We start from the raw sequence: 25,073 nt of genomic DNA, 5'->3' as shown, positions 1-25,073 counted from the left end.
TTAGGCATTTAAAATTTCGTTAAACAAATTCATAAGTTCTTCATTGGCTTCCTGGCCTCCATTTTTAGATTTGAAATAATCTTTAAACAGGAATTCAATATTCTGATTCAGATTAATTTCAGGATTTTCCTGTTCAGTAAGTTCCCTGTTCTTAATTCGCGGAATCAGATGAACGATACCGTTGTGCGACTGATAAATCATTTTTCTTTCGTCAGCTGTTAGAAACGTTTCGCTTTCCAGTGTTAATTCAATAAATGTATTGGGATTTCCGGTAAGCCAGTGAACGGTATCTTCAACCGAGGTAAAGGTTTTTCTTACCAAAGCTCTTCCACTTTTTAGAGGCTTCTTCACGAATGATACAGGTTGGTCCGGTTCTGCCTCAATGATTGAAACATATTTGGTCTGTCCTGCTTCGCTAAAACTGTAACATAGAGGAGAAGAGGAATAGACAACAGGCTTTTCCTGTGTTCCGATATTTTGAAAAGCATGAAGATGTCCCAGCGCTGTATATTGGATCTGTTCAGGAATGATATCCGAATAGATGAGGTCTGCATTTCCGATCTTGATGGGTTTTTCACCTTCCGGCTCTTCCAGAATTTCAGCTCCTCTCTTATTCATATATAGATGAGCCGTCAGCAGGTTAATGCCGTTCGTATCGCAAAACTGATCTGCCAGTTCCTTCCAGGTTTCAGAAAGTACTTTATTAATCTCTTCCTCCTTATTTTCACCGAAATATTCTTTCAGGCGGATCTCATTGGCGTAAGGAGTATGTAAAATCCGTACAGGGAAATCTGTATTTGTAAGCTTAAGCTCCAGAAATCCTGCTTTGGAGTTGATGATATTGAAATGTTCCGTTGCGAAAGGTAGAATTTCGGTTTTAGGATGACCGATTAAAATAATACCGCATTCCCGGGCAAGCGGATCAGGTGCATTGATGAGGTTGGGAGAATCGTGATTCCCTGAAATAGCGATCACGGGACGTTGTCCATTTTTTGATAACCGTTTCAGTGTTTTATAAAACAGTTCGACAGCGTCTGTACCTGGTGTAAAATTATCAAAGAGATCACCGGCAACAAGAATAAGATCAACAAGCTCTTCATCAGCAATGCAGATGATTTCTTCCATTGCTGAAATCTGTTCTTCCAGACGGGAAAATCTGTCCAGTCGTTTTCCCAAATGCCAATCTGCGGTGTGGAGGATTTTCATGAAAATTCTATTATTGTTTTAAAGTAAATATGAAATGTAATTTTAAAGATAGGGATTACCTTAATTTAAGCTTTATTTGTAACTGACAGTAAATTACATTTGGAAAATAACCTTGTCTGTAGCAAAAGACAATTTACAGTTTCTGACCTAATGGGTTTCAAAGCCGCCAGGTTTCAAAATATTAATGATTATTATGGTTTGCTATCGGCTTCTCTGGCTCTAAAATCTTCTCGAATTTGTTTTAAACGTGCTTTCCTTTCTGCTTCTGCATTTTGTATTTTACGTTTTTTCTGATCAATTTTCTTTTTATGTTTTTTCCGGTTTTCCTCGTTATTTTTGCTCATATTTATTTTCGGAATGAATAGTTTTTAGGTAAAAATACACTCATCAAAAATACTAAAGATTGGGAGTTTAAACAATTTTAGTCGCTAAGTCGGATAAAATATTTTAATTTTACTGCGTTATGGAAGAAAAATCAAAAGATCCTTTACACGGAAAAAGGCTCGATGCCATTCTTGAAGAACTGGTAGAATACTATGAAGGATTCGAAAAACTTGGTGAGCAGATCAATATCAAGTGCTTTACTGATAATCCGAGCATCAACTCTTCTCTGAAATTTTTAAGAAAAACAGATTGGGCGAGAACCAAAGTAGAAAGTCTGTACCTCTTTGTGCTGAGACAGAAAAAACGAAACGAAACAAAAGACGGAAAGTAAAAAGGATGCTGTTTTAAGATTTTTGTTTTAACAGGTTTTAAACATCCAATCATTTCAAAAATAGTATATTTGTGCCGTTAATCGTGAAAAACATCGCGAAAAAAAAGATAAAATATGACAATTGAACACAACCATGTTGTAGCAGTAAGCTACATACTTCACACGATCGAAGAAGATGGAAGTAAAATTCTTGTAGAAGAAACAACAGCAGAAAACCCACTTACATTTTTATATGGTGTAGGAATGATGATTCCAAAATTTGAACAAAATATCCTTGGCCTTAAAGCTGGTGATAAAGCAGCTTTTGTCATTCAGCCGGAAGAAGCTTACGGAGAACAGGATCCAAACTCTATCACGCAGTTGCCTATCGATATGTTCCAGGAATCAGGAGTTCCTCCTATAGGAGCTATTTTACCTTTATCAGATGGTCAGGGAAATAATTTCCAGGCATTTGTAGTAGAGGTAACACCTGAAGCAGTAATCGCTGACCTTAACCATCCAATGGCTGGGAAAGTTTTAGATTTCCAGGTGGAAATTGTAAATACACGTCCTGCAACAGAAGAAGAATTGACGCATGGTCACGCTCATGGAATTGACGGGACTGAGGCTCACTAAACTATAATAAATGTCCGGATTTTTTCCGGACATTTTTTTCTTTTATTCTAAAAATTCTCCACTCACATAAAACCAACGGTTCTGAATCATTTTGAATTTTGACAATTCGTGATGGAGCTGCTGATTTCCTTCTTCATCAGTATAAAAAGCTTTAAATTCAACTTTACTGACAGAAGGCTTATCTATAATTTCCAGTTTTGTCCACTCATTAATTTCTCCCCATTCCTGCAGGTCTTCTGTATTGTGATACTTTCTTTTTGCCGGATATGTAGTTTCCATAAGGTATTTTCCGTTCGGTATTGCAAATGCAGAAAAACGTGAGCGCATTAAAGCTTCCGCAGTTGGAGCATGTTTTTCTCCCGTGTGGTAAGGTTGGCAGCATTCTTCATAAGATTTTCCTGAGCAGCAGGGACAATTCATTTTATACATTTTAAAGCACAAATTTACACGATTTATTTGTGTCATGCAGATTAAAATAATAATGCAAACATCTTGATGATCTGCAAAATTTGCACAAGAATAAGGGCGTTCTTACTGAAACATTGATGAGATTTGCGGTTAAATAAAAAAAGCATCCGAAAACGAATGCTTTTAACAAATTATTTTATAAAACCTCTGTTTCTCAATAAAGGTTTGATATCCGGATCATGTCCTGTGAAATCTCTGAATGCCTGATTAAGATCTACCGAATTTCCTACAGAAAGAATGTATTTTCTGAAACGGTCACCGTTTTCTCTGGTCAGACCGCCATTGCTCTTGATCCATTCCCATGCATCATTATCAAGGGTTTCCGACCATAAATAAGCATAATACCCCGCAGAGTATCCTCCGCCCCAGATGTGAGCAAAATAAGGAGTATGATATCTTGGAGGCACGGTAGCTAAAGTAAATCCGTGGCTGGCTAATGACTGTTTTTCAAAATCCAGAACTGGAATCAGCTGACTTTCACTGGTTACTGTGTGCCAGTCCATATCCAGAGCCGCCGCAGAAACAAGTTCTGTCGTCATATATCCCTGATTAAAAGTAGCTGCTTTTTTAATTTTTTCAACCAAAGCCTGAGGAATCGGCTGCTTGGTTTCGTAGTGGATCGCATAATTTTTGAGAACGATAGGATCTAAAGCCCAGTGCTCATTGATTTGCGAAGGGAATTCTACAAAGTCTCTCGGAACGCTGGTCCCGGAAAGGGATGGATATTTTTGGCTTGCAAACATCCCATGGATAGAATGTCCGAATTCATGGAACATCGTAGAAACATCATCATAACTGATCAGTGAAGGTTTCCCCGGTGCTGGTTTCTGATAGTTATAACAATTGACAATTACAGGCTTTGTTCCTAAAAGGTAAGACTGCTCAACGAAATTACTCATCCATGCCCCTCCGTTTTTAGAATCTCTGGTATAGAAATCAAGATAATAGATTGCAATAGATTTTCCGTCGTGGTCAAAAACTTCGTAGGTTACCACGTCCGGGTGATAAACCGGAAGGTCAGTTCTCTTTTTGAAAGTAAGTCCGTAGAACTTTTCAGCAGCATAAAATACTCCTTTTTCCAAAACGGTAGTCACTTCAAAATAAGGTTTGATCTGGTTTTCATCAAGATCATATTTTGCTTTTCTTACCTGCTCTGCATAGAAATTCCAGTCCCATGGTTCTACCTTGAAACCTCCTTTCTGCTGATCGATCAGATCCTGAATATCTTTAGCTTCACGTCTTGCTGTTTCTACAGCAGGAGTCGCGATTTGGTTCATCAGATTAGTTGCTGCTTCCGGTGTTTTAGCCATCTGGTCCTGAAGTTTCCATTCCGCGAAGCTTTTTTTACCTAAAGTCTGTGCCTTTTTAAGTCTCAGTTTGGCTAGTTTTTCAATGGTCTCACGGGTATCGTTTCCATCACCTTTTTCAGCTCTCAGCCAGGATGCTTTGAAAAGTTTCTCTCTCGTTGTTCTGTTCTTCAGATTCTGAAGAAGAGGCTGTTGTGTTGTATTTTGAAGTGCAAGTAAATATTTTCCAGGCTGTCCTGCTGTTTTAGCATCAGTTGCTGCAGCTTCGATCTCGTCCGCTGAAAGCCCGTCCAGCTCCTTAGCATCAGAGAAAAATACACCGCCCTGCTTTCTTGCTTCCAATAGCTTATTGGCATATTGAGTAGAAAGTGAAGCCATCTCCTGATTGATCTGCTTTAATTTTTCCTTATCCGCTGCAGAAAGATTTGCGCCTGCAATTTCAAAGTTTTGTTTGTAAAACTGTACAAGTTTTTTACCTTCAGCATCTAATCCGTCTTCTTTAATCGACTTTATTCTTTTATATAAATTTTCATTCAGGTACATTTTATCGGAATGCGCAGCAAATATGGGAGCGTATTCTTCATCTAACGCCTGAAGGGTAGGATTGGTATTGGCACTTGTAAGATTAGAAAATACTATAGTAGCTCTTTTTAAAACTTCGCCACTTTTTTCAAGGGCTACAATTGTGTTTTCAAAAGTAGGAGCTTCAGGATTATTGGCGATTTTCAGGATCTCAGCATCGTGCTGTTTAAGGCCAAAATCGAAAGCAGGTTTAAAATGTTCATTTTTTATTTTATCGAATTCCGGAGCTTCGTACTGAAGCTTACTTTTCTTCATAAAAGGGTTTGAAGATAAAGATGGATCGGTAACAGGAATCTCCTGTTGAGTATCGGTTTTCTTCATTGTAGTACAAGATTGGTTAAGTGCCAGCGCAGAAATTAACAATACCGATGAAATATTTTTCATAAATTAGTTGTTATTAAAGTATAAAGATATTAAAACTTAATTTATAAAAGCAGTAAACATGAAATCAACAACTCTTTTTGTACTTTCAGCCTTCTCGCTGATGGCATCATGTAATGAAAAACATGATAGAAGAAACAATGACAATAATAGTAATAGTGGCTGGGTAGACAAAGTGATCGACAAAGACAATGGCCCGGTTAAAGAGAAAGTATTTAACGGAGATTTTGACGAAATAGAAGTTTCACAGGCTATTGATGCTGAAGTAATCAAATCAGAAACTGAGAAAGTAGTTATTTCTGCCCCGGAAAATATCATTAATGAAATCCTTGTAGACAACGACGGCGGGAAGCTTCATATCCATTACAAAAAAGGGATAAGAGTGATGAACAGCCATAATGTGAAAGCTAAGATCTACACGAAAGATTTTACAAAGCTGGTTGCCAATTCAGCAGCAAGTATCAAGATAAAAGATAAATTCACACAAGATAAATTAAGCATCGATATATCCAGTGCAGCTAGCGTTTCAGGGGATTTGGAAGCCAATGATTTTGATATTTCAGCGGGAAGCAGCAGCAGCTACAGCGGGAAAATATGGGCGGTGGATCTTGATATTGAAGCATCTTCAGCAGCAAGCCTTGATATTTCAGGGAAAAGTAAAAATGCTGATATCAGTTCTTCATCAGGAAGTAGCATTTCTGCCAAAGATGTTATTGCAGACAACGTAAAAGCTGATGCATCCAGCGGTGCAAGCATTCAGATCAGTGCTGTTAATTCATTAAATGCCGAAGCATCTTCGGGAGGAAGTGTAGATGTTTCTAAAAGAGGTGAACTTAAAAATATTACCAAACATGAAAGTAGTGGCGGAAGCGTAAATATTCAATAAAGGGATATTTTACTTAAATCATAAAAAACCTTGATTGATGTCAGTTTCAATCAGGGTTTTATTTTTATAAAGTGCAAGAAATAACATCACTTTGAATTGATACCTACTCGTGATTCCATACCTTAATTCTATTATTAAATGAAAAAAAGAAATATCCTGTGTACTTTTATATTTGTTTGTTTTTCTTCATATGTATTTTCTCAGCAGTTTGAAAATTATAATTTTTTTGTACAAGATTCGGATAGAATAATGATATCCATAATATCTTTTAAAGATAAAACAACGGAGCCTCCAGTTTATAAGAAGGATAGTATTACAAAGTTGAGTTATCCATTAAATGAAGATGTCAGAGAAAGTATAACAAAGACTGGTTCCGCAAGTCTGAATAGGACAGAAAAACAAAAACTCATTGCATTATTGAGGACCCCCAAATCAGGCCATGCTTTACCCAATCAATATGACATTCAGCTGGATTTTTACAAAGAAGATAAAATGGTTCAAACTGTTACCATTTCTTCAGAAACAAAAAATTTAATGGTAAGCAAAAAAGAATGTAAACCTTATGCAGATAAAGATGGGCAGGAAATAGATCCCTGTTTTTTTCAGGGAACGGTATCTGATGAATTGAAGAAATATGTGGTGGCCTTACTGAAAAAGAAAAAGCTCTGGAATAAAGATCAGCAGTTTTTAGAAGATCTCTAACCTGTCCAATCTGGAAATTATGTTTCACTTTCATCCTCGTTTTCCTCATCCACTGAAGAGGAACCTTCCCAGTTTCTATTATCAAAATTAAGATTGTCATAAGCCAGTAGTTCCTCCTCACGCTGGAGGATTTCTTTTGTGGTAAACAGTAAGATTTCATCGTCACTTTCCTTTGCTTTAGCCAGCCTTCGGACTGAATCTTTGTCTATAGCCATAAATCTTTGTCCAAGACGTCTGGCCGCATATTTTCTCATACCTGTTTCATGCAGAACATCTACGGCCATATCTACGGCTGTTCCCAGTGTTTCTCTGTAAATGTTTTCAATACCGGTGTTGAGGTACTCGTAAGCATCGATCCTGTTTTTAGCCCTTACAAAAATTTTGACCTTCGGATAATGTTCACGGACAAGATCTGCAATGAATTTATTGTCATTCCGGTCATCAAGGCATAAAACTAAAATTTCTGCGTCTTCAATTCCTGCAGCCCTTAACGTTGGTATTCTCGTTGCATCTCCATAATATACTTTAAAACCATAGCTTCTCAGCAGTTTCACCCGGTCAGAGTCCCGATCTAACACTGTGGCTGATATTTTATTCGCTTTCAGAAGACGGCCTACCGTACTTCCGAAGTGCCCGAAACCGACAATGATAATCTTCTTCTGGCTGATATCATTATCCAGGATATTAAAATCATTCTCTTCATCAGGTATTTCTCTGATGAATTTTGGGGTAATGAATCTGTCGTTGATGATCAGCAGGATTGGAGTGATGCACATGGTGATTGCAGTGACAGCCATCATTTGTGCATTAAGTTCGGGAGTTAGCAGATAAAGATCCGACGCATAGTTGATCAGTACAAAAGCAAATTCTCCTACCTGAGAAAGGGCAAATGCGTAAAACAAACTTTGCGGAGTATCGATTTTGAAAAATTTTCCGATAGCATACAGAACCACGAATTTCACGATCAGAACCGCAAAGACAGTGGAAAAAATAAACACAGGATCCTGCTGAATGATATTGAAATTGATGGTAGAACCTACACTTACAAAGAATACTGCCAAAAGCAGCCCTTTAAAAGGGTTGATCTGTGCTTCCAGTTCATGGCGGAATTCACTGTTGGCGAGCATTACTCCGGCAAGGAATGCCCCTAACGCCGGCGAAAGTCCTATTGCTGCCATAAGTTCTGAAACTCCAATCACAAGGAATAGGGAAGAAGCAGTTAATAGCTCGGTCATTCCAGACTTTGAAACGTATCTTAAGAAAGGAACAAATACATATCTACCCAAAAGAATCAAAACAGCAACACCTAAAATAACGGTTCCTGCCTGCAGCCATTCCGGCAGTTTTTGGATAATAATCTGGATTTCATTATCATGATGGCTTGCTTTATAATTAGCAATGATTGGCAGGATAGCGAGAATAGGAATCACAGCAATATCCTGAAACAGGAGGGTAGAGAATGAGGCTTCTCCAGCCAGAGTTTTAAAATTATTCTTTTCCTGCAGGGTCTGAAGTACGATTGCGGTAGACGAAAGAGCAAAACACATAGCTATAGCAATGGCTTTATCTATCCTCCATCCGGCAGTGATGAAAACGAGGAAAAGGAGTGAGATGGTCAGAAGCATCTGAGTGAGTCCGAGCCCCATAATTTTCTTCCGCATTTCCCAGAATTTCCGGGGTTCAAGTTCAAGTCCAACTAAAAAAAGAAGCATGATCACACCAAATTCGCTGGCGTGCATAATGTCATTCACATCTTTTCCGGTAAGCCGCAGAACGTAGGGACCAATGATGATACCTCCTAAAATATATCCGATCACCGAACTTAGGCCAAATTTTCTCGCCAGCGGAACCATAATAATGGCTACGCCTAAGAAAAGTAATGTATTCATTGCCAGGCTGGACTCCATATGCTATTGATTGAGAAGTTCTGTAAATTCTTTATTATGTAAAATAATGTCTTTTTTGCTCAGTTTATTGGCTTCGTAAACGATCTTGATATTTTTTATATCAGCTTTAAAAACTTTTAGTGATACAATGAGTCCACTAATAAGTTCTTCTACAGTGTATTGATAAGTTCCGTTTTTGGTGAAAGACCTTTCTTTGCCTCCGGTGGTTATCAGAATATAGACCTCTTTACCTTCCAGAGGATTGGTTTCCCCCTCCCTAAGCCAGTCTCTGTCGAATACTTCATCAATCCACAATCGTAATAATGGTGGCATTCCAAACCAGATGAGCGGAAACTGGAAAATGAAACGGTCATAGTTCCGTAACCTCTTCCTCTCCCTGAATGCAGCGATGTGAAAATCCGGATATTCTTCGTAAAGATCTCTAAGGGTAAAGTGCTGGTGACGGACATAGAAATTAAAAAGCTCTACGTTGGAATTGGAGTGCTCTAAATAGGGATGTGCAAAAACTACCAGCGTCTTCTTCATAAACCTCTTTTCCGTAAATATAATGAAAAAAAATTGGATAAAAGATGGGTTTTAAGCGGTTTTGTTAATTTTTTAATATGTAAAGATGAATTTAACATTAAGATAAAACAAAGAAATGATCTCATTTTAGCATATTAAATAAAAAATCGGGCAGTTAGCCCGATTATATTGAATTTTGTTAATTTTTAGTTACCATCCGCCGGATGCACCGCCGCCGCCGAAGCTTCCGCCGCCGCCAAAACCGCCGAATCCGCCACCACCTCCGGAACTTCCGCCTCCGAAGCCACCGCCTCCTCCGAAGCTGCCCGGGAATGGGAAAAATCCACCAGGATAATTTCTTCGGCCTCTTCTGGTGATGATCACGTCGTCGTCGTCATTATTGCCGCCACCTCTTCCACCGCCTCTGTTGCCAAAGATAATAGCGATAATGATAAAGATAACAAATGCGATAAGAAGAATCTTAAATGCACTTCCATTGCCGGAAGGTGCTGAGGTTTCTGTAGGTTTGAACTTTCCCTGAACAGCCTCCATGATTGCTGAGGTTCCTCTGTTGATGCCTTCATACCATTGCCCCTGCCTGAAATTGGGTGTGACAATATAATCAAGAATCTGTCCCGCTACAGAAGCTGTGAGGTATTGTTCTACAGCTCTTCCCTGCTGAATGGACATCGTTCTGTCTTCCGTGGCAATCAGGAAAACAACACCATTATCCACTCCCTTTTTTCCGATTTTCCATTGCTCGCCGAACATGGTCGCCAGAAAATTGACGTCTTCCCCTTTTGTGGAACGAATAATGATCACTTCAATTTCCGTAGAAGTAGAATCTGCAAATTTGATCAGCTTGTGGTTAAGCTCATCTTTTTGCTGCTGCGTAAGCAGTTCTGCTTCATCAAATACAGGATATAGGACCGCTGGTTTTTGCGGAATCGTGTATTGTGCTGATACAAAAGTGTAAAAGCAGAAGAAGATGAATGAAAATACAAGTTTAAGAGAACGTAATTTCATTGGACAGCTGATTGGGATTTTTTCCCTGAACAGGAAAATATTTTTTTAATTCAAGACCCGTTTCCAGGATTCCGCTTTTTAAAGCTTTATAATAATTTCCTTTGGAAAATTCAGCAGTGATATAGTCATGGAGGTGGTCCCAATACGACTGGTGTACTTTGTCGTGAATTCCTATATCACCAATGATGGTTAGATATTTCTGTTCAAAATTCACATGAAAAAGCACGCCGTTCCTGTCGGCGGTTTTATTCATACAGAGTTCTTTGAAAACTTCAAATGCAGTCTGTGCACTCTTGTTTTCCGTATTCGAGTCAATATGTACCCTGATCTCGCCTGTAGAATGTTCTTCTGCCGACTGTATGGCCTCCACAAGGGAAGTAATCTGCTGATTGGTCAGAAATCGGTTCATTATTATTTAAATACTTCAGGTGCTTTTTCGGCTCCGGCTTCCGCCTTGAAGAATGGTTTTTCTTTAAAGTTGGTAAAATTCGCCAGAATATTATTCGGGAACGTTTTGATCGTTGTATTGTAATCTTTCGCAGCATCGTTATAATAAACAGTCTCGGTTCTGATGCTGTTTTCTATAGCCGTAAATTCTCTTTGAAAGTTGATGTACTGCTGATCCGCCTTTAAATTAGGATAAGATTCTACCACAGCCATCAATCTGCTTAATGCTCCGGATAATTCTCCCTGTGCAGCCTGAAATTTCGCCAGGTCAGCTTCGGTCATATTCGTAGGATCGATGTTGATAGAAGTCGCCTTAGAACGTGCTTCAACAACTTTCGTCAGTGTTTCCTGTTCGAATTTAGAATAAGATTTTACTGTTCTTTCCAGGTTAGGAATAAGATTGGCTCTTTTTTGATATACCGTTTCGATATTAGACCATTTAGAATTGACATTCTGTTCTTTCGAAACAAAATTATTATAACCGTTTTTCCCCCAGAAGAAAATTACACCTACAATGATTAGCAGAGCAATACCAATAGTTCCTGCGCTCAGGCAGCCTTTATTTTTCATAGTTTATTTTTTTTAATTTTTTGTGCTAATCAAATATACAAATTATGTGCTAATTTTGTAAAAAATTATTAGAATGACAACAATAGTGGTGGCAATGGGAGAGAAGAACGAGATCGGTTTTGAAAACAAACTGCTGTGGCACCTTCCCAAAGATTTAAAACACTTTAAAGATATAACTTCCGGACATCCTGTCATTATGGGAAGAAAGACCTATGAAAGCATAGGGAAGCCGTTGCCTAACCGTACTAATATTGTTATTTCCAGAAAGAAAAACTGGTTTGAAGAGGGAGTACTGATTGTAGGAAGCGTTAAAGAAGCTGTGAAATTTGCTAAAAAAATCGATGAAAATATATTCATCATCGGTGGTGGAAATATTTATGAACAGACCGTAGACATAGTTGACAGATTGGAGGTGACTTTAGTGAAAGCTGATCTTGAAGCAGACACTTACTTTCCCAAGATCAATCTGAATACCTGGAAAAAAACAGAAGAAGTCTTTCATGAAAAAGATGAAAAGAACCAATACGATTTTTATTTCCAGACATTTGAACGAATCAAAAGTGAATAGTTATAAAAATTCTAACCGATAACCTCTAGCTTCTAAACTGTAAATTTTCTATCTTTGCACTCTTAAAATTGAATAATGAATAAGTACATAAAAATTGTAATTGCAGCAGTTCTTATACTTCTGGGACTTTATATGATGATTTTCACAAGAAGTCTGGGCTGGGGAATCGTAGTATTCCTTCTGGCGGCACTGCCTATTTTACTTTTCATCAAAAATGAATATATCCTTTTAGCCTTCTGGCAGCTGAGAAAACAGAATATGGTAAAAGCAGCAGAGTGGTTAAATGGGATTACAAATTATAAAGCTCAGCTGCATAAATCTCAATATGGTTATTTCCACTATTTATTGGGACTTACGCAGGCACAGGAACATCCGACAAAGGTAGAACCTCTGATGAAAAAAGCTTTGGAATACGGACTGAATATGAAACATGACAGAGCCATGGCAACATTGAATCTTGCTGCATCAGCTATTTCTAAAGGAAGAAGACAGGAAGGTCAGAAACTTCTGGAAGAAGCAAAAAGACTGGACACTGCAGGAATGATGACAGACCAGATCAAAATGATGAAAGATCAGCTGAAGATGCCGTCTATGCAGAAACATATGCACAATCCTAATATGAGACAGCGAGGGAAATCCTTCTAAGAAAAATAGACAAACATAAAAACGGCACCTGATCAGGTGCCGTTTTTATGTTATTTAAATGAGTAGGGTTTCACATCTCAGAGTTTTGGTCATAACCATAGAACTTGGGCATCTGCCAGTGATACTTTACAGCTAGCGTTCTGATAGCAACGATCAGTACAATAGTAAAGATCTGTATAAATGTATAGGAAAGCGGAATGAATTTAGTCATCAAGAGAAATGCAGCCCCTCCTACAATGCATGCTGTGGCATAGATTTCTTTCCTGAAGATCAGCGGAATCCTGTTTAAAAGGATATCCCGTATAATCCCTCCAAAGCAACCCGTAATGGTTCCGAGTGCAATGCAAATCAGTGGATGGATATTGGCATTGAGTCCTTTCTGTACACCGATTATAGTAAATAATCCCAGCCCGAAACTGTCAAAAATAAACAGGGTTACCTTGAAGTTTTTTTCAATGGACTTAAATATCATAGCAAATATGCTGGTTCCAAGAATCAATGCACAGGTCAGCAGATCATGCATCCAGAAAACCGGAATGTCAAGAAGAAGATCCCGTACAGTTCCACCTCCTACAGAAGTCACGAACGCAATAATCAATACACCGAATGGATCCAGGCGTTTCTGCATCGCTGCAAAACTCCCTGACATGGCAAAGGAAATAGTTCCGAGTACTTCTATGGCAAAATTGAACTGTTCGTGCATATATTGTATGAGTAATAGGTAATGGGCAATGGGTATTAAAAATTATGCCATTATACTTCAGTTTTCATATTCTCTATTAAATGATTTCAACAAAGTAATGAAGATACATATTTATTGATGACAATAAGTGAAATTACTCATAATTCATCACCTATTAAACATGACTTACCGTTGTACCCTCACAGAGTCCGGCACCAGCAATTCGTATTCTCCGTTGTGATTGATAATCTCCCTTACAATACTGCTGCTGATGAAGGATTTTCCGGATGAGGTTAATAAAAATATGGTTTCCAGTTTTTTGTGGGCCAAAGTTCGGTTGGTATGAGCAATAGCTTTCTCGAATTCAAAATCGGCAGGGTTTCTCAAGCCTCTAAGAATGTACTGTGCATTCTTTTCGAAGCAGTAGTCCACCGTTAATCCCTCAAAAAAATCAACTTCCACATTAGGAAGTTCTGCCACAGAATTTTGAATAAATTCCATTCTTTTTTCCAGGGGAAACATGTATTTTTTTTGGGAATTCTGCCCGATAGCAATGATCAGTTTGTCAAAAAGCGGAGCCGCTCTTTCAATAATATCATAATGTCCCAGAGTAATAGGATCAAAGGATCCGGGGAAAACAGCAATTTTCATGTTTTACGTGTTATGATGAGTTATGGGTTAGGAGTGGGTGGATGAATTTTGAATGATGGATTAAAACGTACTTATTGTAATAGTACTGTCGTTTATATCTCCGATCTTCAAACTTCCATTCTCTAACCTCTAATTTCTAACTTCTATTATTATTTATTAAGTGCTTTTTCTACTTCGTTTCCACACAGATCTGTAAGTGATATTCCATAATGTCTGGCCTGCTGGGGCAAAATGCTTGCAGGAGAGAATCCTGGATTGGTATTCATTTCAAGCATGTAGGGAATACCGTCCATAAGGATAAATTCACTTCTTGAAAATCCACTCATACCAAGGGAATTGTACGCTCTTTTTGAGATTTCCTCTACTCTGATTCTTGTCGCATCGTCAATTCTAGCAGGGGTAATTTCTTCTGAAGCCCCTTCATATTTTGCCTCATAATCAAAGAATTCATTGGTAGGTACAATTTCAGTAATTCCTAAAACGATGGTTTCACCTTTAAAATCGATAACCCCTACAGAAACTTCCATTCCGTCCAGGAAGCTTTCAATCAGGATTTCATTATCCTCTTTAAAAGCAATCTCTGTGGCAGCAATTAATTCTGATTTTTCTTTTACTTTTGAAATTCCCAGTGATGAACCGGACTGGTTGGGCTTAACGAAAACCGGAAGGCCAAGACTTTCAATGATTTCATCGGTATTGATCTCTTCACCTTTTCTTAAATAAATGCTTTTTGCTGAAGGAATGCCATATTTAGACAATACAGCCAATGTATCTTTTTTATTAAAAGTCAATGCACTCTGATAGAAATCACACCCTGTATAGGTCTGTCCAATGGCATCCCAATAGGCTTGAAGAATTCCATTTTCACCAGGAGTTCCGTGGATAATGTTGAAACATACGTCGAATTTCAATTTTTCATTATGATCAGATATCACTGAAAAATCTCCGCGGTTGATTTCATATTTTTTATCATTTTCACCTAAGAAATACCATTCATCTTTAAGAATGACCACTTTATATACATCATATAAATTTCTGTCCAGAGAATCGTAGATCAACTGACCGCTTTTTAAGGAAACCACATATTCATCTGAATAGCCTCCCATGACAACGGCAACACTTTTTTTGCTCATAACCATTATAGTATCAATTAAGGCAAATTTAATCATTTTATGTAATGCAATAAGGGAAATTCAGAAATTTTAAAATTGAAATGAATTGTGTTAAATAAAAGCACATTTAAAATTATTAGCTATATTTGCCGTTATAATTAAAGTATTTTTAAGTATGCTAAAATCACTTTTCAATTGGAAAGTTTTACTGAATTTAGTAGTCGCCATCGGTATTTTTGTGGGATTGGTGTGGCTTACTTTCCGTTGGTTGGAATACCATACCAATCACGGTCAGGAAATTCCTGTACCCAATGTCATTAATAAATCGGTGTATGATGCCGTTAAAATATTAGAAGATACCGGACTGGAGTATGAAGTAGATAGTGCCGAGTACAATCCTAAATATAAGCCTTTTCAGGTTTTAAAAATGCATCCTCTATCCAGTTCGCGTGTAAAACCGGGATCGCTGGTAAGGATTGTTGTTAATCCAAGAACATGGGCTCCTATTACTGTTCCGGATGTAATCAATAAATATTCAGGACTGGCTTTCCAGAGATTGGATCAGGTAGGTCTTAAGATTGGTGATACCATTTATGAACCTAGTATTCAGAAAGATGCCCTGTTAAGGGTAATATATAAAGGTAACGCTGTCAATCCGGGATCACGTCTTCCGAGATTCTCTGTGATTGACGTTGTAGTAGGCTCCGGACCTATGAGGAATATTTCAATTCCTAGTGTGGTCGGACTTTCGGTAAAAGAAGCGAAAGCTGTTATTGCCAAAAGTATGTTTGAGGTGGGATTGGTAGAACATGAAGATGGAAGTAAGGATGAATCTGATATTATTTATTATCAGGATCCTGCTTCTGGAGATGTAAGAGATCAGGGAATGCAGATAGATCTTTGGGCAAGTAAAAGAACACCTGCTGAGCTCAGAGCTAAAGTAGAACAGCTGAATTCAATCTACCGTATGAAGGTAGATACTTCACTGCCTCCTGTGCATTACGATGAAGCTCCAAGCCAGTCTGCACCAAGTTATGATCCGCCTGCACCAGTGCCGGTACCTGTTCCTAAAAAAGAAGCTCCTAAATCTGAGACACCCAAGACGAGTGCAGCCAGCGGAGCTAAACCTGCCGGAAGTGCAGCAGAAAAACCTAAAACTGCAGCGACAGGCAATCAGGGGTCGGCAAATAAGCCGGTAACGACTGGAAATACATCACAGCAGCCAGCTCAAAAACCAAAGGCTAAAAAAGTAGTAGTAGAATAATAACGATTTATTATATAAAATATAGGCTTCAACTGCAAAATGTTGGGGCCTTTTGCGTAAAAAGATAAAATCATGGCAGAAGATAACGAAGATTTCTTAGATGAAGAATTATTAGATTCCGACAGTTTGGAGAGCATCGATATTGATGAAGAAAATAAAGGATTGTATGAGCATCTCAATATCATAGTTGATAAAAAGCAAGAGCCGTTAAGAATAGATAAATTCTTATTAATATACAGACAAAACTCTTCAAGGAATAAAATTTCACAAACCTGCAGAGCAGGAAACGTAATCGTAAACGGAATCCCCGTAAAACAGAATTACCGTGTAAAACCCGGAGATCAGATCTCGGTGCTTCTGACCCATCCGCCAAGAGAGAATGTAATTATTCCTCAGGATATCCCTGTCAAGATCATCTATGAAGATGATGACTTGGTAGTGGTAGATAAAGAACCGGGAATGGTCGTGCATCCAGGCCATGGCAACTGGGATAAAACGCTGGTGAATGCACTGGCTTTCCATTTTGAAAAGAACGGACAGAAATCTGATCTGGACAGAGTCGGGCTGGTTCACAGGATTGATAAAGATACTTCCGGCCTTTTGGTGGTTGCAAAAAATGAATATGCACTGAGCTTTTTAGCGAAACAGTTTTTCAACAGAACCACAAAAAGATTGTACTGGGCTTTTGTCTGGGGAAATCCTCAGGAAGATGAAGGTACGATTAAGGGGCATATAGGGAGGCATCCAAAAAACAGGATGCAGATGTCGGTCTATGAGGATGGAAGCCATGGTAAGCATGCAGTGACTCATTACAAGGTGTTGGAACGCTTCAGGTATATGACCTGGGTGGAATGTAAACTTGAAACAGGAAGAACGCATCAAATCCGGGCACATTTTAAACATATTGGTCATACTTTGTTTAATGATGAAAGATATGAAGGACATACCCCTCTTCGGGGAGTGAATCTGCCTAAGTATAAGCAGTTTATAAAAAATGTTTTTGAGATTCTACCCAGACATGCACTCCATGCCCATACTTTAGGGTTTATACACCCAACGACTAAAAAGGAATTATATTTTGAGAGCCCAATGCCGGAAGATATGGCGGATGCCGTAAAAAAATGGAGAAATTATTTAGAAAACTAAAAATATATTGAGAATTTTTTTATATTTGTTGAATTGAAATCAAGATTTGTTATGAGAAAACTATATGCTATCGTATGTTTAGCTCTTTTGTCAAATGCATACAAAGCACAAGAATCACTACCATACTATCAGCAATATCTTTTGGATGGTGAATTCCTGTTCAACCCAGCTCAGTACGGAAAGACCGATTACGTGCAGCTTAATGCTAATTACCACAAACAATTTGACAAGTTTAGCGATTCTCCAAATACGCAGTCTATAGGAATCAACGGGAACATTTTCGACAGAGTAGGAGCAGGGCTCTCTATTTTTAGAGACAGTAACGGACCAATTTCTGCAGGCGGTATTACAGCGGGAGCTTCATACTTTATTCCACTAAGTAGTGAAGGAGAAAGAAAAGACCAATTCTCTTTTGGTACCAGTGTTTCATTTTATAATATGAACTTTGACTATACTTCAGTGAATGTTGAAGATGGTTACGATCCATTATTGATCGGAAAAGAAGGGAATATTTTTATGGCTTATGCCAACTTTGGTGCAGCTGCTACCTACAGAAACATCTTTGCAGGAGTCTCTGTAAACGATATTGCTTTAAGTAATGATAAAGCTATTGTAAACGGAATTGAGCCTTCACCAATTAAATTCTTCTTAAATTTAGGATATAACTGGCATTTTGCTGACAATATCTATTTAACGCCATCAGCGTTGATCAACCTGAATACGAATTCAACAAGAATGATCGACTACAACTTAATGGCTACTTTCTTTAATGATATCAATTCATTTTCTGCCGGGGTAAGTTACAGAACGGTACAGAACAGATTCGACAGCCAGCAGTTGCAGGTTGCCCCAGTTGTTAAAGTTAGAGTTAATAAACTAATGATCGGAGCAACTTATAACATCGGAATGTCTGATATCCAGACTTATGGTGGAAACAGCTTTATGCTGAGCTTAGGTTATAACTTTGATAACTTTATTAATCATAGAGGATATAGATATTAATCTGATTTAATTTAAATAAATTTGAGCTCTGAAATTTTCAGAGCTTTTTTTATGATATACATTCACATTCCCTTCTGCAAACAAAAATGCAGCTACTGTAATTTTCACTTTTCTACATCTTTAAATTTTAAGGATGAAATGATCACTACCATGAAGACTGAAATCAGGCTGCGAAAAAACGAATTGGAAAATAAAAATTTAAAGTCACTTTATTTTGGAGGCGGAACTCCATCCATTCTTTCCGCGGACGAGATCAATTCAATGATCGATGAAGTCCTTAAGTATTTCAGTTTTGATAAGGATATTGAGATTACTTTAGAAGCCAATCCCGATGATCTGGATAAAAACTTCTTAAAACAGCTTTCAAAATCTCCAGTCAACAGACTTTCTATCGGTACACAAAGTTTTTTTGAGGAAGATCTTAAGCTAATGAATCGTGCTCATAATGCTTCCGAAGCAGAAGGTTCTATCAAAAGAGCCCAGGATTTTGGGTTCGAAAATCTGAGTATAGATTTAATTTATGGCTCGCCAACCTCCAATTTGGAGATTTGGAAAGAAAATTTAAACAAAACAATAGCTCTCGAAATCCCCCATATTTCATCCTATGCATTGACGGTTGAACCTAAAACAGCATTGGAAAACTGGATCGCTAAAGGCAAAATTGCCAGTCCAAAAGAAGAAGAACAGAATAGAGAGTTCTATTATCTGTCAGATTTTTTAAAAGAAAATGGATTTGAACATTATGAAGTTTCGAATTTTGCGAAACCTGGCTTTTATTCAAGGCATAATTCTTCTTATTGGAAGTATAACGAGTATCTGGGAATAGGTCCTTCTGCCCATTCATATAATGGTTTTGATGTGAGAAGCTGGAATGTAGCGAACAATCAGCAGTATATTAAAAAACTGGATGCCGGGATTCTTGCCAAGGAAGAAGAAATCCTTTCACAACAAGACCAGTTCAATGAAATGATTATGATAGGCCTCAGAACAATTTGGGGAGTGGATCTTGACAGTCTCAAAAGTAAATTCAATCATCAGATTCTTGATCATTTTCAAAATGAAATAAAATCGAAAATCGAAGAAGGTATTTTGATCACTGAAGATAATCATCTGAAAATACCTGAAAAACATTGGTTTATGGCTGATGGAATCGCTTCAGATTTATTTTTGGTATAACGTTTATTAATGTATATTTGAAAGTATACATTAAATAAAAAATAATCAACTATGAGAAAAAGCTTACTACTATTTTTTCTTTTTTTAAGCGCCTTCTATTTTTCCCAAAAACCGATTTTTACAAAAGCAAAAGTTAATGCTGTTAATGTGTACAGGTCTTCTGCTGAACTCCAGAATTCGATAAGCGTTTCGCTTCCTTCGGGAACGTCGGAGATTGTTGTAACTAATATTTCAGATGAAATTGTGGAAAAATCGATGCAGATTAATACAAATAATAAAGATATTTCTATTCTTTCTGTACAATACAGGAGCAGCTACAACTCAAATTATTTTGAGAATAGTAATAATCCTATCGGAAAAAGAATTAAAGACAGCATTGCTATTTTAGAAAATCTCAGTACGAAAATCAATATCGAGCGACAGACCAATGAAAAAACATTGGAACTGTTAGACAAAAATCAAGGACTGTTAGTGGGAAGCAATACCTCCACTGTAGCCCAGTTGATGCAGCTGACCGAATATTATAAGACCAAAAGAAATGAGATAAGCATTGCACAGCTTGATATCAATAAAAAATATACGCAAACCATACTGAAGCTTGAGACTTTGAGAAATCGTCTCAAGGCCAATACAGGAGCTGAAGAAGCTTTTTCTGATGGTGTGCTTGTTCTGAGAGTTGTAAGCAATGGTGGTGGAAATGCAAAAATGGATCTGGGGTATTTGGCGGAGAATGTTTTTTGGGAACCGTTTTATGAAGTGAAAGGCAATAAACTTAGCGAGCCCTTAGAGGTGACTTTTAAAGCAAAGGTAAGACAGGATACGGGACTGGATTGGAAAGGGGTAAAGCTTTCGCTGATTAACGCAAGGTCTTCAAGAAATAATGAGGCACCAACTATGAACCCCTGGTTTTTAAATTCTTACAAGAACGAAGGAAGGCAAACCCATGGTTATTCCGGTAAAATAGATACTATACAATTGACGGAGATTCAGGAAGTTGTCATGGTAGGTTCTGGAATTAGAATCAATGAAAATCAGTTAAATGTAAGTTTTGATTCTGATATTCCTTATGATATTCTATCAAACAATGAAGATCATTTTATCAATCTAAAACAGATAAAACTTCCGGCGGAATATAAATATTATACAGTTCCTAAATACAACACTACAGCCTATTTGGTTGCAGATATTAAAGATTTTAACAAATATAATCTGATTTCAGGTGCTGCCAGTGTGATTTTTGAAAATATGTATGTTGGCGAAACAAGAATTAATCCCAATCAGACAAATGATAAAATGAGTATTACTCTTGGTGACGACAAGAAGATTAGTATACGTAAAGAAATGGTCAATGATAAGGCAAGTGAAAAATTATTTTCTTCCTATCAGGAAAAAACCATTACTTACGATCTTGTTATCCGAAATAATAAAAAAGAAGCTATCAGTATTGAGATACGGGATCAGATTCCTTTGAGTAAGGATGAAACGGTAAAGATTGAACTTCTTCAAAGTGATAACGCAGAATTAGATAAAGAGAAAGGATTTTTACTGTGGAATGTTAAAATTTCCTCATCTGAAACAAAAAAAATCAGAGTAAGTTATAAGGTAAGATATCCAAAAGATTTTTCAATCAGCAATTTTAATTAAATAACCGATTATTCACTATTTTTGTATAAAATTTCAGCGCACTTGAAAACTAAAAAACAAGACTACTCACATCTTTCACCAAGTCAGCCTATCGGTATTTTCGATAGTGGGGTGGGAGGACTTACCGTAGCTAAGGAGATCAAAAGACTTCTTCCCCATGAAGATCTGATCTATTTTGGAGATACCAAGCACCTTCCATACGGTGAAAAGTCCAAAGATGCGATCATCGAATATTCTACCAAGATCACCAACTTTCTGCTTCAGCAGAATTGCAAAGCTATTGTTATCGCCTGTAATACTGCTACAGCAAATGCTTTGAATGAAGTCATGCAGTCTGTGGATGGAAAAGTTCCTGTAATAGATGTTATAAATCCTGTCGCTGAAAAAGTCGCCTATGAAATCCATAATAATGTTGGAGTCATTGCTACGAAAGCCACAGTCAATTCAGGGCTCTATAAAAAAAGTATCAGAAAGCAGAATAAGTGGATCAAAGTAGATGAACTTGCTACACCATTGCTGGTTCCTGCTATTGAAGAGGGGTTCAAGAATCATCCGATTACACATGCTATCATTTATAATTATTTAAGCAACAGTAAGCTGAAAAATATTGAAACGCTGATTCTTGGCTGTACCCATTATCCCTTACTGATTGATGAGATTAAGCAGTACTACGGGAACAGAGTCCGTGTGATTGATTCTCCTAATATTGTGGCCAATCACCTGAAAATTATTCTTGATAAGTATCATCTTCTGAATGATAATAATCCAAAACCGAACTATCATTTCTATCTTTCAGATCTGACGAAAAATTTTGAGAAGATCTCCAAAAAATTCTTTGGAAAAACCATAGATTTAGAATTGAAGGTATTATAATACAAAAAGCTGTTTCCCGGAAACAGCTTTTATTTTTGCTTGAAGACAATAGTGCCACTAGGACTCTAAAATAACTTTTTCACTTTTCAGTCTTCTTTTTGGGGTCGTTGCGGGATGATTGCTGTCACTGTCAGCTCTTTCCCCAATTGCAACGGCGAAAAGTGTTTCATAAGAATTGTTTTTCAGAATTGCGTCATATTTATCGGCTTCAATACCTTCCATGGGAGTTGAATCGATTCCCATTGCAGCACATGCAGAGAGAAGAACGCCCAGCGAAAGGTAGACCTGATGGCCCATCCATGAACGGATAGCCGCTTCACCATTTGGTTTTACCATGGTTCTGTAGTAATTAACAGAGCCTTCAGGAAGATTTTCCTCAATTTGTTTTTCAAATTCTTCCGGATTTTTCATCACCTGGAATACAATCACATGACTGCTCTCCAATACTTTTTCCTTATTAAAATAAGATACTTCTGCCAGTTGCTCTCTGATTTCGGGATTATTAATGAAAATAAAATTCCATGGCTGGCTGTTAATAGAAGAGGGACTTAAATTAAGGATCTCTTTCAGTTCGGTAATCTGTTCTGCACTGATTTTGCCCTGAGGATTATACTTTTTGACCGTATACCTCTTTTTCATTTGTTCTAAAAAATTCATAAATTATTGTACTATCATTTTTATAGTTACAAAAGTAATTTAAGTTTATTACCTTTGCAATAACGGTAAAAAATGATAGTATAAAATGTATACAATAGATAACAAAGAATATCCCTGCTGTACAAGTGTCACCATGAAATTTATTGGAGGGAAATGGAAGGCTGTAATTTTATTTCATCTTACAGACGGAGCCAAAAGATATAATGAAATAAGAAAATTAATTCCGACAATCACGGAAAGAACCTTAAGCCTGCAGCTTAAGCAACTTGAAGAAGATCATATCGTGGACAGGAAAGTATATACGGAGAAGCCTCCGTTAATGGTAGAATATACTTTGACGGATTTCGGAAAGACATTGCTGCCTGTCATAGAAGCTATTACCAATTGGGGAATTGCTGCACCCGATCTTTCAGTAAAAAAAATAATCAGGAATTAAATTTCCTGATTATCTTCTTTATTCGCTTCGAAAAAACTGAAACTTACATTTCCGTATTTTCGGGTATCTATTAAATTGGGGTGCTCAAGCTTCATTCTGCTTTGATGCTCTATGATAAGAACACCATTCTTTTTTACATATTTATTGTTCAGAACTAATGATAAAAGCTCGTAGTATTTTTTCTCTTCCATTTCGAAAGGAGCATCAGAAAATACAATCTCGTAGCTTTTCTTATTTCTGAATTTTTTAAGCCAGTCAAAAACATCCCCTCTCTGAACACTGATCTGCTTTGACATATCCAATTCTGATGCAGTGGAGTTGATAAAGCTCGTATGCTTAGGATTCAGCTCAACCGAAGTGACATCCTGGCATCCTCTGGAAGCAAATTCGAAAGTGATAGAAGCGATGCCTGCAAAAAGATCAAGCACTGAAATCGACTGCATATCGTATTTGTTTTCCAGGATACTGAATAGCGCTTCCTTAGCAAAATCCGTAGTAGGTCTTACATCAAAATTTTTGGGAGCCGCTATTTTTTTAGCTTTCCATCTGCCTGATATTATTCTGAACATATTTATTTAGTTGTTAGGTCGGAGATTACAGGCGGCAGGGAGTCGCATTTAGGAAAACATTTCCTGTACCTGCTGCCTGTAACCTAGTTTAATATAAAATTCTTATTGGGAACATTGTCATAGACAATCCTCATATTTTTAACGAATTTCTGAAGTTCAGAAATAAATGTTTCATTCTCTGTAGTTTCGCCATAAGCATAAAAGCTGGTTTCATTAATTCCGAAACCTATTTTACTCAGCGTGAACATCACGAAATACAGAAAATCTACTTCAGAGTTCACATCCAGATTGTTGTATAAAATTACCTTCTTATTATCGATGGCAAAAAACTCACACTGGTTATGATACAGATTGATATGAATTTCTTTATTGTTCTTATTGTTGATAGAGTTTAAAAACTTTTCACCCGAAAAATTGAAATGAACGGGAACCGCCAGCTCTTTTATTTTCTTATAAAAGTTTTTTGGGAACGTGTAGTAAAACTGGACCCCGAATCTTTTATTGACAGAAAGCATCAACTCCTCTTTATCTCGGTCAGCGGGAGCGTTGAAGGCGATCAGTTCAAACCCTGCATCATGTTCTGAAAATCCTTCAGGCATCAGGGTAAAATGATTCAGTGCAGAAATAACATGGATTTCTTCAAACCTTTGCTTGAGAAGAATCTCATCAAGTTTGTTCTCAATAAGATTATCCGGTGTTTCTTCGGTAACGAAATAAGACTTTTCCTCCAGGATGCTTTTGTTCTTTGCAATCTGGCAGATTAATCCGTCTTTGGTAAAAAGTAAATTAAGTACGTTCATATTTCAATTGATGCAAATTTAGTGAAATTCTATCATAACGGCACCTGATTGATGATGAAGTATTTCCTTATTGTAAAAATCAATATCAGACTGGCTCTCCAAAACATCCATAACCATTTTCTGCAGGATCCCGTCTCCGATTCCGTGAACAATCTCGAGTCTCTTCAGATTATGTTTCCTGCAAAAATCCAAAACCTCTGTCAGTTTTGCTTTTTGGATGAAGAGCCTTTCAAAACTATCATAATCACTGGGGTTTTTGACCAGGTTGTGAAAATGAAGATCAAGAACCATGTGATTTTTCTGGTGCTTTTTGGAAACTACTTTTTTAGGTTCTGCTTTTTTGACGACTCGGATATTTTCATAAAGATCAGTGTCTTTTGGAACGAGTTTCTCCTTTGGATATTGATGTGTAAATCCATATTCGTCCTTAAAAACAACAATATTGCCTTTCACAGAAGTAATCATTCCGCTTAAATCCTCATCTACTACAGAAACTTTGTCTCCGATTTTCATGTACTGTGCTGTTTCTTTT

Annotated in this window: 29 protein-coding genes; 13 read left to right on the top strand and 16 right to left on the bottom strand. The window is 37.4% G+C overall.

The window, feature by feature from the left end:
- Positions 1–1,206 (bottom strand): metallophosphoesterase family protein, encoded by a 1,206-nt coding sequence (locus IW16_RS09265; RefSeq protein ID WP_034742527.1) that lies wholly within the window; start codon positions 1,204–1,206, stop codon positions 1–3.
- A 191-nt stretch (positions 1,207–1,397) separates the two neighbouring features.
- Positions 1,398–1,550, bottom strand: a complete 153-nt coding sequence (locus IW16_RS26615) for a hypothetical protein (protein ID WP_165571975.1) — start codon at positions 1,548–1,550, stop codon at positions 1,398–1,400.
- A 119-nt stretch (positions 1,551–1,669) separates the two neighbouring features.
- Here IW16_RS26615 and IW16_RS09260 point away from each other — a divergent pair, with 119 nt between their 5' ends.
- Both IW16_RS09260 and IW16_RS09255 read left to right on the top strand, forming a co-directional pair.
- Positions 1,670–1,921, top strand: coding sequence for a VF530 family protein (locus tag IW16_RS09260; protein ID WP_034742523.1), 252 nt, complete (start codon positions 1,670–1,672; stop codon positions 1,919–1,921).
- 114 nt (positions 1,922–2,035) lie between these two features.
- The gene (locus tag IW16_RS09255) at positions 2,036–2,536 is read left to right on the top strand and encodes an FKBP-type peptidyl-prolyl cis-trans isomerase (RefSeq protein WP_034742520.1); all 501 of its coding nucleotides are present in this window, start codon (positions 2,036–2,038) and stop codon (positions 2,534–2,536) included.
- Positions 2,537–2,578: 42 nt separating this feature from the next.
- Here the strand turns inward: IW16_RS09255 and IW16_RS09250 are convergent, their stop codons facing one another.
- Both IW16_RS09250 and IW16_RS09245 read right to left on the bottom strand, forming a co-directional pair.
- Positions 2,579–2,956: a YchJ family protein gene (locus IW16_RS09250; RefSeq protein ID WP_034742517.1), complete on the bottom strand. Its 378-nt coding sequence runs from the start codon at positions 2,954–2,956 to the stop codon at positions 2,579–2,581.
- A gap of 179 nt (positions 2,957–3,135) precedes the next feature.
- A complete protein-coding gene (locus IW16_RS09245; protein ID WP_034742514.1) occupies positions 3,136–5,277 on the bottom strand; it encodes a M3 family metallopeptidase in 2,142 nt (713 codons plus the stop codon).
- Positions 5,278–5,335: 58 nt separating this feature from the next.
- Here IW16_RS09245 and IW16_RS09240 point away from each other — a divergent pair, with 58 nt between their 5' ends.
- Positions 5,336–6,160, top strand: coding sequence for a head GIN domain-containing protein (locus IW16_RS09240; protein WP_034742511.1), 825 nt, complete (start codon positions 5,336–5,338; stop codon positions 6,158–6,160).
- Positions 6,161–6,409: 249 nt separating this feature from the next.
- Positions 6,410–6,862 (top strand): hypothetical protein, encoded by a 453-nt coding sequence (locus IW16_RS09235; RefSeq protein WP_131327866.1) that lies wholly within the window; start codon positions 6,410–6,412, stop codon positions 6,860–6,862.
- A gap of 17 nt (positions 6,863–6,879) precedes the next feature.
- On the opposite strand, the gene IW16_RS09230 is transcribed toward IW16_RS09235, so the two are convergent.
- From IW16_RS09230 to IW16_RS09210, 5 genes are all read right to left on the bottom strand, one after another.
- The gene (locus IW16_RS09230) at positions 6,880–8,769 is read right to left on the bottom strand and encodes a monovalent cation:proton antiporter-2 (CPA2) family protein (RefSeq protein ID WP_034742506.1); all 1,890 of its coding nucleotides are present in this window, start codon (positions 8,767–8,769) and stop codon (positions 6,880–6,882) included.
- Positions 8,770–8,772: 3 nt separating this feature from the next.
- On the bottom strand, positions 8,773–9,294 hold the full coding sequence (locus IW16_RS09225) for an NAD(P)H-dependent oxidoreductase (protein WP_034742503.1): 522 nt from the start codon (positions 9,292–9,294) through the stop codon (positions 8,773–8,775).
- Positions 9,295–9,483: 189 nt separating this feature from the next.
- Positions 9,484–10,299 (bottom strand): TPM domain-containing protein, encoded by an 816-nt coding sequence (locus tag IW16_RS09220; protein ID WP_034742500.1) that lies wholly within the window; start codon positions 10,297–10,299, stop codon positions 9,484–9,486.
- Complete coding sequence (locus IW16_RS09215; RefSeq protein ID WP_175550361.1) at positions 10,280–10,708, bottom strand: TPM domain-containing protein; 429 nt, start codon at positions 10,706–10,708, stop codon at positions 10,280–10,282. The genes IW16_RS09220 and IW16_RS09215 overlap by 20 nt, the downstream gene beginning before the upstream one ends.
- Positions 10,709–10,710: 2 nt before the next feature.
- On the bottom strand, positions 10,711–11,316 hold the full coding sequence (locus IW16_RS09210; protein ID WP_034742494.1) for a LemA family protein: 606 nt from the start codon (positions 11,314–11,316) through the stop codon (positions 10,711–10,713).
- 73 nt (positions 11,317–11,389) lie between these two features.
- Here IW16_RS09210 and IW16_RS09205 point away from each other — a divergent pair, with 73 nt between their 5' ends.
- Positions 11,390–11,884 carry a dihydrofolate reductase gene (locus IW16_RS09205; RefSeq protein ID WP_034742490.1) on the top strand — a complete coding sequence of 165 codons (495 nt, stop codon included), beginning with the start codon at positions 11,390–11,392 and terminating at the stop codon, positions 11,882–11,884.
- Between the two features lie 75 nt (positions 11,885–11,959).
- On the top strand, positions 11,960–12,529 hold the full coding sequence (locus tag IW16_RS09200; RefSeq protein WP_034742486.1) for a tetratricopeptide repeat protein: 570 nt from the start codon (positions 11,960–11,962) through the stop codon (positions 12,527–12,529).
- A 70-nt stretch (positions 12,530–12,599) separates the two neighbouring features.
- On the opposite strand, the gene IW16_RS09195 is transcribed toward IW16_RS09200, so the two are convergent.
- The 3 genes from IW16_RS09195 to IW16_RS09185 form a co-directional block, all read right to left on the bottom strand.
- The gene (locus IW16_RS09195) at positions 12,600–13,232 is read right to left on the bottom strand and encodes a trimeric intracellular cation channel family protein (protein WP_034742483.1); all 633 of its coding nucleotides are present in this window, start codon (positions 13,230–13,232) and stop codon (positions 12,600–12,602) included.
- Positions 13,233–13,397: 165 nt separating this feature from the next.
- A complete protein-coding gene (coaD, locus tag IW16_RS09190; protein WP_034742480.1) occupies positions 13,398–13,862 on the bottom strand; it encodes a pantetheine-phosphate adenylyltransferase in 465 nt (154 codons plus the stop codon).
- Between the two features lie 149 nt (positions 13,863–14,011).
- A complete protein-coding gene (locus IW16_RS09185; RefSeq protein WP_034742831.1) occupies positions 14,012–14,995 on the bottom strand; it encodes a D-alanine--D-alanine ligase in 984 nt (327 codons plus the stop codon).
- Positions 14,996–15,149: 154 nt separating this feature from the next.
- Here IW16_RS09185 and IW16_RS09180 point away from each other — a divergent pair, with 154 nt between their 5' ends.
- The 6 genes from IW16_RS09180 (at position 15,150) to murI (ending at position 22,079) form a co-directional block, all read left to right on the top strand.
- Positions 15,150–16,238 carry a PASTA domain-containing protein gene (locus IW16_RS09180; RefSeq protein ID WP_034742477.1) on the top strand — a complete coding sequence of 363 codons (1,089 nt, stop codon included), beginning with the start codon at positions 15,150–15,152 and terminating at the stop codon, positions 16,236–16,238.
- Between the two features lie 72 nt (positions 16,239–16,310).
- On the top strand, positions 16,311–17,384 hold the full coding sequence (locus tag IW16_RS09175) for an RluA family pseudouridine synthase (protein WP_034742474.1): 1,074 nt from the start codon (positions 16,311–16,313) through the stop codon (positions 17,382–17,384).
- Positions 17,385–17,435: 51 nt separating this feature from the next.
- Positions 17,436–18,386 carry a PorP/SprF family type IX secretion system membrane protein gene (locus IW16_RS09170; RefSeq protein ID WP_034742471.1) on the top strand — a complete coding sequence of 317 codons (951 nt, stop codon included), beginning with the start codon at positions 17,436–17,438 and terminating at the stop codon, positions 18,384–18,386.
- 51 nt (positions 18,387–18,437) lie between these two features.
- Positions 18,438–19,562 carry a radical SAM family heme chaperone HemW gene (gene hemW / locus IW16_RS09165; protein ID WP_084694519.1) on the top strand — a complete coding sequence of 375 codons (1,125 nt, stop codon included), beginning with the start codon at positions 18,438–18,440 and terminating at the stop codon, positions 19,560–19,562.
- A 51-nt stretch (positions 19,563–19,613) separates the two neighbouring features.
- The gene (locus IW16_RS09160) at positions 19,614–21,206 is read left to right on the top strand and encodes a DUF4139 domain-containing protein (protein ID WP_034742464.1); all 1,593 of its coding nucleotides are present in this window, start codon (positions 19,614–19,616) and stop codon (positions 21,204–21,206) included.
- A gap of 42 nt (positions 21,207–21,248) precedes the next feature.
- Positions 21,249–22,079 carry a glutamate racemase gene (murI, locus tag IW16_RS09155; RefSeq protein WP_034742461.1) on the top strand — a complete coding sequence of 277 codons (831 nt, stop codon included), beginning with the start codon at positions 21,249–21,251 and terminating at the stop codon, positions 22,077–22,079.
- A 57-nt stretch (positions 22,080–22,136) separates the two neighbouring features.
- On the opposite strand, the gene IW16_RS09150 is transcribed toward murI, so the two are convergent.
- Positions 22,137–22,736 (bottom strand): nitroreductase family protein, encoded by a 600-nt coding sequence (locus IW16_RS09150; protein ID WP_034742458.1) that lies wholly within the window; start codon positions 22,734–22,736, stop codon positions 22,137–22,139.
- A gap of 85 nt (positions 22,737–22,821) precedes the next feature.
- On the opposite strand from IW16_RS09150, the gene IW16_RS09145 reads away from it, so the two are divergent.
- On the top strand, positions 22,822–23,172 hold the full coding sequence (locus tag IW16_RS09145; RefSeq protein WP_034742455.1) for a winged helix-turn-helix transcriptional regulator: 351 nt from the start codon (positions 22,822–22,824) through the stop codon (positions 23,170–23,172).
- Here the strand turns inward: IW16_RS09145 and IW16_RS09140 are convergent.
- The 3 genes from IW16_RS09140 to IW16_RS09130 all read right to left on the bottom strand — a co-directional run bounded on the left by IW16_RS09140 (position 23,169) and on the right by IW16_RS09130 (position 25,054).
- Entirely contained in the window at positions 23,169–23,741 is a 573-nt protein-coding gene (locus IW16_RS09140; RefSeq protein ID WP_034742453.1) for an RsmD family RNA methyltransferase, read from the bottom strand. The genes IW16_RS09145 and IW16_RS09140 overlap by 4 nt on opposite strands.
- Positions 23,742–23,824: 83 nt before the next feature.
- On the bottom strand, positions 23,825–24,541 hold the full coding sequence (locus IW16_RS09135; protein WP_034742451.1) for a DUF3822 family protein: 717 nt from the start codon (positions 24,539–24,541) through the stop codon (positions 23,825–23,827).
- A gap of 18 nt (positions 24,542–24,559) precedes the next feature.
- Complete coding sequence (locus IW16_RS09130) at positions 24,560–25,054, bottom strand: Smr/MutS family protein (protein ID WP_034742448.1); 495 nt, start codon at positions 25,052–25,054, stop codon at positions 24,560–24,562.
- Positions 25,055–25,073 lie beyond the last annotated feature (19 nt).

This window comes from Chryseobacterium vrystaatense (genome assembly GCF_000737765.1).
GTDB lineage: Bacteria > Bacteroidota > Bacteroidia > Flavobacteriales > Weeksellaceae > Chryseobacterium > Chryseobacterium vrystaatense.
The sequence above is the reverse complement of the archived record's forward strand: the minus strand, read 5'-3'. Positions and strand labels throughout refer to the sequence as shown.